Below are 8,553 nucleotides of genomic sequence, written 5' to 3'. Positions count from 1 at the left end.
GCCGCTGCCAGGATGACGCCGGGCGCCGGCGCCTTCGCCCAGTTTGCCGGGGTGAGGCTGAAGGTGGAGCAGGGCGAGCTGCGGCAGGCGCTGATAGGCGGCCAGCCGATTGATCCGTCCAAGACCTACCGCATGGCGATCAACAGCTTCATGGCGGCGGGCGGCGACGGTTATCCCAAGCTGAACCAGCATCCGGGCTACGTCAACACCGGCTTTGTCGATGCCGAAATCCTGAAGGACTTTGTCGCCCAGCATTCTCCCATCCAGGCGGCTCGCTACGCGCCGGGCGACGCGGTGCTGCGGCGTTAAGTCTGCGTGCTTGAGATCACCCATGCAGCCCCGCTTTGGCGGGGCTTTCCTTTTCCTGTCGACGGGGCCGTTTGCGTGTGTAGTGCCGACGCTACTTTTACGCCGGTTTGCCGCCGGTCAAGGAAGCATTTCTTGTCGCGGCTAACCGGCTTGAGGCGACTCTCGCGCCGGTGGTATGGTGGTGGTGTTAGCAGCGTAGGCATGTTGTCTGGTTCTTGCGCTGCCCTGACTGTCCACTATTTCAGGTTGCGATCATGACCAAGCCAAGAGCCGTATATCTGCAATCCGGCGGACCTACCGCCGTTCTGAACGCTTCCGCCCAGGGCGCCATCGAGACCGCGCGCCGTCTGGGCCTGTCCCTGTATGCCGCCTTTGACGGGCTGGCGGGCCTGCTGGAAGGGCGCCTGTGCGATACCGACGGCGTGTCCGACACCGCCATCGCGCAATTGGCCTTCATGCCTGGCGGCAGCTTCGGCGTCAGCCGCCGCATGATAGGCACGTTCGAGGAAGCGCCGGAAGACTGGCTGCGCCTGCGCGACGTGCTGGCCAAGCATGACATCCACTATTTGCTGATCAATGGCGGCAACGGTTCGCTGGGTTGCGCCGAGCGGCTGGTCGATTTTGAAAAGCATACCGGCTACAAGCTGGGCGTCATCGGCGTGCCCAAAACCATTGACAACGACTTGGTCGGCACCGACAACAGCCCGGGCTACGGCTCGTCCGCCAAGTTCCTGGCCAGCGCCATGCGCGAGGTGGGCCTGGATATGACCAGCATGGGCTGGGGCCGCGTCTTCATCATGGAAACCATGGGCCGCCATACCGGCTGGCTGGCCGCCGCTTGCGCCGCGTCTTCGCGCAGCCCGCAGGAAGCGCCGCATCTCCTGTTGCTGCCGGAGGTGCCGTTCGACGAGCAGCGCTTCCTCGCCGCGCTGGATGCCAGTCTGGCCAAGTATGGCCAGTGCGCCATAGCGGTGGCCGAGGGCATCACCGGCAAGGACGGCCGTTTTGTCGCCGAGGCCAAGAAGTCGGAAACCTACGGTCACGAGCAGCTGGGCGGCGCCGGGCACTGGCTGGCGCAGCTGATCCTGCGCGAGCGCGGCATCTCCGCCCACGTGGCGCAAGTGGATTATCTGCAGCGCGCCGGCGGCCACCTGGCTTCCACTACCGACGTCCGCCAGGCCTATGTGATGGGCGAGCGCGCGGTGGAGTGGCTGTTGGCCGGCAAGACCGGCTTGATGGCCGGCATCAAGCGCCTGAATGACCACCCTTACTGTTGGGACGTGGTCGAGGTGCCGCTGTCGGAAGTCGGCGACAAGGAAAAGCGGCTGCCGCCGGAGTTCATCGGCGAGGATGGTTTCAGCGTCACCCGGGCCTTTCTCGATTACGTCAAGCCGCTGATGGAAGGCGAGCGCATTCCGCCGTTCAAGGACGGTCTGCCGGATTACCGCCCCATCGCCTGGCCCAAGGTATAAGGCAGTTTGATGTCGCCAACCGCCGGCTTTGCCGGCGGTTTTGCTTTGCGGCTGCAGCGCGCGCCGCGCATCTGTTACAATCACCCTCTTTTTGACCGATCACAATAGGTTTCAGACATGCTCAGCTTGTACAACACACTGACCCGCCAGAAGGAAGCGTTCAAACCCATCGAACCCGGCAAAGTGCGCATGTACGTCTGCGGCATGACCGTCTACGACCTCTGTCACATCGGCCACGCGCGCATGCTGGCCGCCTTCGATGTGATCTATCGCTGGCTGAAAGCCTCCGGCTACGACGTCGCCTATGTGCGCAACATCACCGACATCGAGGACAAGATCATCAAGCGCGCGCTGGAGCGCGGCATCACGCCGGAGCAGCTGGTGGAAGAAACCATCGCCGACATGCACCAGGATGCCGCCGCGCTGGGCCTGCTGCCGCCGACCTACGAGCCGCGCGCCACGCATCATGTCGGCGGCATGGTCGCGCTGATCGAACAGCTGATCGCCAATGGCAAGGCCTACCCGGCCGCCAACGGCGACGTTTACTACGCCGTACGCGAGTTTGAAGGCTACGGCAAGCTGTCCGGCCGCACGCTGGACAAGCTGCGCGCCGGCGAGCGCGTGGAAGTGGACCCGAACAAGCGCGATCCGTTGGACTTCGTGTTGTGGAAGGCGGCCAAGCCGGGCGAGCCGTCGTGGGACAGCCCGTGGGGCAAGGGCCGTCCGGGCTGGCACATCGAGTGCTCGGTGATGAGCTGCCACCATCTGGGCGAGCATTTCGACATCCACGGCGGCGGCGAAGACCTGCAGTTCCCGCACCATGAAAACGAAATCGCCCAGTCCGAGGGCGCCCACGGCCATCAGTACGTCAATTACTGGCTGCACAACGGCTTCATCAATGTAGACGGCGAGAAGATGTCCAAAAGCCTGGGCAATTTCTTCACCATCCGCGATGTGCTGCAGCACTTCGACGGCGAAGTGATCCGCTTCTTCATCGTGCGCAGCCACTACCGCAGTCCGGTCAACTACACCGACAGCATCCTGAACGACGCCAAGCAGGGCTTGACCCGTCTGTATACCGCTCTGCGCGGCATCGAATTGCCGGCATCGCAGGGCATTGATTGGAACAACGCCTACGCCGCCCGCTTCAAGGTGGCGATGGACGATGACTTCAATTCTTCCGAAGCCGTGGCCGTGCTGTTTGACTTGGCAGGCGAAGTCAACAAGAGCCGCGATCCGCAACAGGCGCGGCTACTGAAGGATCTGGCCGGTGTGCTGGGCCTGCTGGCGCGCGATCCGGACGCCTTCCTGAAGGGCGGCGTCAGCGAGGGCGAGCTCTCCGCCGAGCAAGTGGAGGCGCTGATCCAGGCCCGCAAGGATGCCCGCGCGGCCAAGAACTGGGCCGAGTCCGACCGCATCCGCGACGAGCTGACCGCCAAGGGCATTGTGCTGGAAGACAGCGCCGCCGGCACCACCTGGCGTCGCGCCTGACCGTTATTTGCCCCGCTTGGCTTGTCAAGGGCGGGCAAACGGCGGATAATGCCGCGTTTAGCAAGCAGTACAGGCAAAACCCCTGTACCCGATTAGAAAGGTAGAGAGATGAAAACCGATATTCACCCGAACTACAAAGAACTGTCCGTTACCTGCTCCTGCGGCAACCAGTTCGTGACCAAGTCCACCATGTCCAAGGACGCCTTCTCCATCGAAGTGTGCTCCAGCTGCCACCCGTTCTACACCGGCAAGCAAAAGATCGTGGACACCGCTGGTCGCGTGGACAAGTTCAACCAGAAGTTCGGCAGCTTCTTCAAGCGCTAATATCAGCGCTTGTCGTACGAAGTATCCGAAAGAGGCAGCTGCGGCTGCCTTTTTTTGTTTGCGGCCATCAAACCTTAGGGCTTGACCCATGAAGCCACTGCACATTGTCTACTTGTCCCACGGCGGCAAGAAATATCACGACCAGACTCGCTTCTCCATATTGACCCTATTGCATCTGCTATTGCTTCAGCAGCGGAGCGATATCCGCATCGTGGTATACACCGATGACCCCGCCGCTGTGCCTGCACACGAGCTGATTCTGGTAAAACCGCTGACGGCTGGGCAGTTGCGCGAATTCAGGGGCGAATTCGATTATGTTCACCGTATCAAATTGATGGTGATGCAGCAGGCTTGCCGCGAGCTGGGCACGGCCTTGGTGTATGTCGATTGCGATACCCGCTGGCTGAGCCTGCCAGACAAGGCGTTTGACGCGCTGCGCGCTGGTGGGGCTTGCTGCATGCATGTGCGTGAGGGTGAACTGAGCGACGCTTTCTTCCCGGCTTACCGTGCCGCCGTGCAGCAATACCGAGAAGCGCTGGCTCGGCGTGGCGTCTCCCGGCTGGAGCCTCTGGAGATGTGGAACTCCGGCGTGATAGGCACGCCTGCCGGCGCAGACGATTTCTACGCCAGTGTGCTGGCGGTGAGCGACTATCTGCTTCCTAGGCTGTCTCCGCGCAATTGGACCGAACAGTTCGCGTTGTCGCTGGCGGCGTGCAGCCGCTACGCCATGATGGAACTGGGCGCGCCGCTGCATCATTACTGGAACTACAGCTATGAGGCGCCTATCTATCTGAACGAACTGTTTGGCGCGATGGATGCCGGCTGGCCGGTGGCTCGTCAGGCTGAGTACTGCTTCCGAGTGGAGTGGGACGAGCAGCGGCTGAAGCAATTGCAGGCCGCGCCTGAGCACAAGCAGCAGCGCCGCCGCAATAAGTGGCGTGGTTCTATCGCCAAACGCAAGATTGACCTGCGCGTTCTGCTAGCCCGCCTGAGTGGCAGGCTGACGAGCCGCTAACCAAAACGAGACATGCTGACTTATTCCGCTCAGGCCAGCCAGCTGGCCAAGCCGACCGAAAAACCCTGGGTGCTGCTCCTGCTGTGCTTCATCTGGCTGTGGCCGGGTGTTCTGGGGCACGATCCGTGGAAGCCGGACGAGCCGTATGTGCTGGCGGTTGTCCAAGGCATGCTGAACAGCGGCAACTGGCTGCTGCCGACGCTGCAGGGCGCGCCTTATCTGGATAATCCGCCGCTTTACTATTGGCTGGCTGCGGGCTGCGTCAAGCTGTTTTCGCCATGGCTGCTGCCGGCGCATGACGCCGCCCGCCTGTCCACGCCGCTGTTGATGGCGCTGGCCTTGTTGCTGGCGGGCATGGCCGGCCGCGACCTGATAGGCCGCCGCCATGGCCGCAGCGTGGTGATGATCCTGATCGGCTGCCTAGGCTTGGTTGAGTCCGGCCATCAACTGACGCCTGTCATTGTCAGTTTTACCGGTTTTGCCGCCGCCTTCTACGCCTTGTCGCTGACGCTTCGCTCGCCAGGACTGGCCGGCGCGCTGCTCGGCGCTGCCAGTGTCGCCACCTTCCTGGGCGGTAGTCTCACGGACCTGATGCTGATCTGGCTGACCGCGCTGATGTTGCCGGCATTCAGCGCCTGGCGCTGCAAGAACTATGCGCTGACGCTGCTGCTGGCGCTGATGGTGGCCCTGCCCGCCATCCTGGTATGGCCGATGTTGTTGTTGCGCGAGTACCCAACCGTCTTCGCCGATTGGTGGGCCAATTACTGCTTGGGCCAGACCAGCGGCTTCAAGCACATCAGGATGTTCCACGATTTCGGCTACTACACCGTCAACGTGTTGTGGTTTGCCTTCCCGGCTTGGCCGCTGTCCTTGTGGACCCTGTACCGCCAGCGTCAGCCGCTCGCGCCCAAGCTGCAGTTGCCGCTGCTGTTCGCCTTGATGATCGCGCTGTTGCTGACGCTGTCCGACCGCGCCAGCATTACCGACGCCATGCCGCTGCTATTGCCGCTGTCCATCCTGGCGGCCGTGGAGCTGGATACGCTGCGCCGCGGCGCGGCGGCCTTCCTGAATTGGTTCGCGCTGATGACCTTCGGCCTGTTCGGTCTTTTGGTATGGCTGGGGTGGGCGGCGATGAACTACGGCTGGCCGGCCGGCTTGGCCGGACGCGCCCAGTATTTCAGTCCGTTCTACCAGCCGCATGTGTCATGGTGGCATGCGGTGGGCGCGCTGGTCGCCACGCTGGTCTGGCTGTGGGCGCTGACCCGGCCCCATTTGCGCGGCCGCCAGGCCATCACCAACTGGGCCGCTGGCCTGACGCTGCTGTGGGGGCTGGGCATGACTTTGTGGCTGCCCTGGTTTGACGCCGCCAAGAGTTACCGCCCGGTAGTGCAGAGCATGTTGCGCAAGCTGCCGGCTGGCGGGGTGTCGTGCGTCGCCACGGAGAGTCATAATCGCTTGGCGCTGATCAGCTGGCGCTACTACGCCGGTATGGATCTGTTGCCATTTCCTGCTGGAGAGACGGCGCCTTGCGATTACTGGCTGGTCGTCCGGGACAGGCAACAAGGCATGGCCGAGCCGGGGTGGCAGGTGCTATGGACCGGCCACCGTCCGCGAGAGGAGAATATGACTTTTGCGCTGCTGCAGCGCCTGCCGGCGGCGGAACCACCCAAGTAAGAGTCTGTTTATGATCGTTTTACGGGCAGCTGGCCTGTCGGCCGGGCTGCTCTACGGGGCCTTGTTCTGCCGGCGCATGGCTTGGTCAAACGTCCCTGACAGCGAGTGACACTGCGGCGGGCCGTTTTTCGCGCCCGGCATCCGGCAGGAGATGGCCGTTGCCGAAAAAAGATCCTGGCAGGCTCTAAAAACCGCCATTGCAATGAAAGCCGCTCCGGATGCATGCCGGAGCGGCTTTTTTCATCGGGATGGACGGCTAGGCGGCTATCCCGGCTTCGGCTGATCCGGCGGCGCATGTCCGGCATAGCGCCGCATGCCTTCCACCAGCGCGTCGAACGCGGCCTTGCAGGCGCGGTTGTGACGCAGGTCCTCATGCATGGTGATCCAGGTTTCCATCCGCAGCGCGTAGCGCTCGGGCAGGATGCGCCGCAAGCCGTCGCGCCGGGCCAGCGGGAGCTGGCAGAATCCGATGCCGGCGCCGGCTCGCAGCAACGCCAGCTGAGCCAGATCGCTGTCGCTTCGCAGGCTGAATCCTTCCCGCGATAGGCCGGGCATCCGCTTGGCCGCCTCTCTTTGAAAGGCAGTGGGCTGGTCGAAACCGATCAGGCTGTGCCTGTCCAGATCATCCACGGCGGCCGGTTCGCCATGCTCGGCCAGATAGCCCGGCGCGGCGAACAGGCCGACCTCGATGACGCCGACCGGGCGGGCGATCAGCTGCGCCTGCTGCGGAGGCGTCATGCGCACGGCGATGTCCGCCTCCCGCTGCAGCAGATCCTGCGCGCGGTTGCTCAGTGCCAGTTCTATCGCCAGCGCGGGATGGCGGCGGCGCAGCTCGGTCAGCATCGGCGGCAGCACCTCGGCGCCCACCACCTCGCTGGCGGAGATCCTCACCACGCCGCGCGGCGAGTCCCCCTGGCTGGAGGCCATGCGCTCCAGCGCCGCCGCATGGCTGGCCATGGCTTCGGCATGCGGGCGCAGCGTCCGCGCCGCATCCGTCGGCAGCAGCCCGCCCTGAGAGCGGGTGAACAGCGAGATGCCCAGCGCGGCTTCCAGCGCGTCGATATGGCGGCCTAGCGTGGGTTGGGCCTGGCCCAGCGCGCGCGCCGCCGCGGATAGCGATCCCTCCCGCAGCACGGCGAGGAAGGAGCGGTAAAGTTGCCAGTCTATCGTCGTGTCCATGCATAAATGTATGGAATACATGCCATTTTAGTCAATTCCGTATTGATCGATGCCGCCATAAGATGGACTCACCGATACGAACCAAGGAGCAAAATCATGACGACGCGACAAACGGCACTGGTGGTGGGAGCGGCAGGCGGAATAGGCGGGGAGGTAGCGCGCCAGCTGCGCGATGCAGGATGGGAGGTGCGCGGCCTGGTGCGCAGCCTGGAGCAGCCCGTGCAGATGCGCGATGGCATCGTCTGGATCCGGGGCGACGCGATGCGGCTGGACGACGTGGCGAAGGCGGCCGAGGGTTGCGCGGTGATCGTCCATGCGGTGAATCCTCCCGGCTACAAACGTTGGGCCGAGCTGGTGCTGCCGATGCTGGACAGCACCATCGCCGCGGCGAAGCGCGAGGGCGCCGCCATCGTGCTGCCGGGAACGGTGTACAACTACGGGCCGGACGCCTTCCCCATCCTCAGGGAAAACTCGCCGCAGCACCCGCTGACGCGCAAGGGCGCGATCCGGGTGGAAATGGAGGCCCGGCTGCGCGCTCACGCGGCCGGCGGCGGCAGGGTGCTGATCGTGCGCGCCGGGGATTTTTTCGGCCCCAGGGCTGGCAACAATTGGTTCTCGCAAGGCTTGATCCAGCCCGGCAAGGCGATCCGCCGCATCCAGAACCCGGCCGCGCCCGGCGTCGGGCATCAATGGGCCTACCTGCCGGACGTGGCGCGCAACATGGTCGAGCTGCTGTCGCGGCGCGAATCGTTGGAACCGTTCGCCGTTTTCCATCTGGGCGGCCATTGGGATGCGGACGGCATGCAAATGGCGCAGGCCATTCGCCGCGCGCTGCAACGGCATGGGGTCAATGCCAAGGTGGGCGCTTTCCCTTGGTGGCTGATCCGGCTGATCGCGCCGTTCAATACCACGCTGCGGGAAATGATGGAAATGCGCTACCTGTGGCGCAAGCCGGTGCGGATGGACAATGGCAAGCTGCTCGGCGTGTTGGGGAGGGAAAGGGTGACGCCGCTGGACGAGGCCGTGGAGGCGACGCTGAAGGGTTTGGGCTGCCTTCCGGGGTGATTGCGCGAGGCGGCGGCACCTGTG

The 8,553-nt window shown here is 63.9% G+C and carries 8 protein-coding genes; 7 read left to right on the top strand and 1 reads right to left on the bottom strand.

Annotated features, from left to right (window positions below; translation table 11 throughout):
• The 6 genes from JHD59_RS04275 to JHD59_RS04250 form a co-directional block, all read left to right on the top strand.
• A partial coding sequence (locus tag JHD59_RS04275) for a 5'-nucleotidase C-terminal domain-containing protein (RefSeq protein ID WP_199153273.1) occupies nucleotides 1-309 on the top strand: 309 nt, incomplete at its 5' end.
• A 254-nt stretch (nucleotides 310-563) separates the two neighbouring features.
• Nucleotides 564-1,781, top strand: coding sequence for a 6-phosphofructokinase (locus tag JHD59_RS04270; protein WP_199153272.1), 1,218 nt, complete (start codon nucleotides 564-566; stop codon nucleotides 1,779-1,781).
• 117 nt (nucleotides 1,782-1,898) lie between these two features.
• Nucleotides 1,899-3,272 carry a cysteine--tRNA ligase gene (cysS, locus tag JHD59_RS04265; protein WP_199153271.1) on the top strand — a complete coding sequence of 458 codons (1,374 nt, stop codon included), beginning with the start codon at nucleotides 1,899-1,901 and terminating at the stop codon, nucleotides 3,270-3,272.
• A gap of 108 nt (nucleotides 3,273-3,380) precedes the next feature.
• Nucleotides 3,381-3,596, top strand: a complete 216-nt coding sequence (gene rpmE, locus JHD59_RS04260; RefSeq protein ID WP_043624491.1) for a 50S ribosomal protein L31 — start codon at nucleotides 3,381-3,383, stop codon at nucleotides 3,594-3,596.
• A gap of 88 nt (nucleotides 3,597-3,684) precedes the next feature.
• Nucleotides 3,685-4,611 carry a hypothetical protein gene (locus JHD59_RS04255; protein ID WP_199153270.1) on the top strand — a complete coding sequence of 309 codons (927 nt, stop codon included), beginning with the start codon at nucleotides 3,685-3,687 and terminating at the stop codon, nucleotides 4,609-4,611.
• Between the two features lie 12 nt (nucleotides 4,612-4,623).
• Nucleotides 4,624-6,285, top strand: coding sequence for a glycosyltransferase family 39 protein (locus tag JHD59_RS04250; RefSeq protein WP_199153269.1), 1,662 nt, complete (start codon nucleotides 4,624-4,626; stop codon nucleotides 6,283-6,285).
• Nucleotides 6,286-6,549: 264 nt separating this feature from the next.
• Here JHD59_RS04250 and JHD59_RS04245 read toward each other — a convergent pair whose 3' ends face one another.
• Nucleotides 6,550-7,464 (bottom strand): LysR family transcriptional regulator, encoded by a 915-nt coding sequence (locus tag JHD59_RS04245; RefSeq protein WP_199153268.1) that lies wholly within the window; start codon nucleotides 7,462-7,464, stop codon nucleotides 6,550-6,552.
• Nucleotides 7,465-7,560: 96 nt separating this feature from the next.
• On the opposite strand from JHD59_RS04245, the gene JHD59_RS04240 reads away from it, so the two are divergent.
• A complete protein-coding gene (locus JHD59_RS04240; protein ID WP_199153267.1) occupies nucleotides 7,561-8,529 on the top strand; it encodes an NAD-dependent epimerase/dehydratase family protein in 969 nt (322 codons plus the stop codon).
• Nucleotides 8,530-8,553: the final 24 nt, after the last annotated feature.

The organism is Chromobacterium sp. ASV23 (assembly GCF_016428945.1).
In the GTDB taxonomy this organism is placed as follows: Bacteria; Pseudomonadota; Gammaproteobacteria; order Burkholderiales; family Chromobacteriaceae; genus Chromobacterium; species Chromobacterium sinusclupearum.
This window is presented reverse-complemented; position numbering and strand designations above follow the sequence as displayed.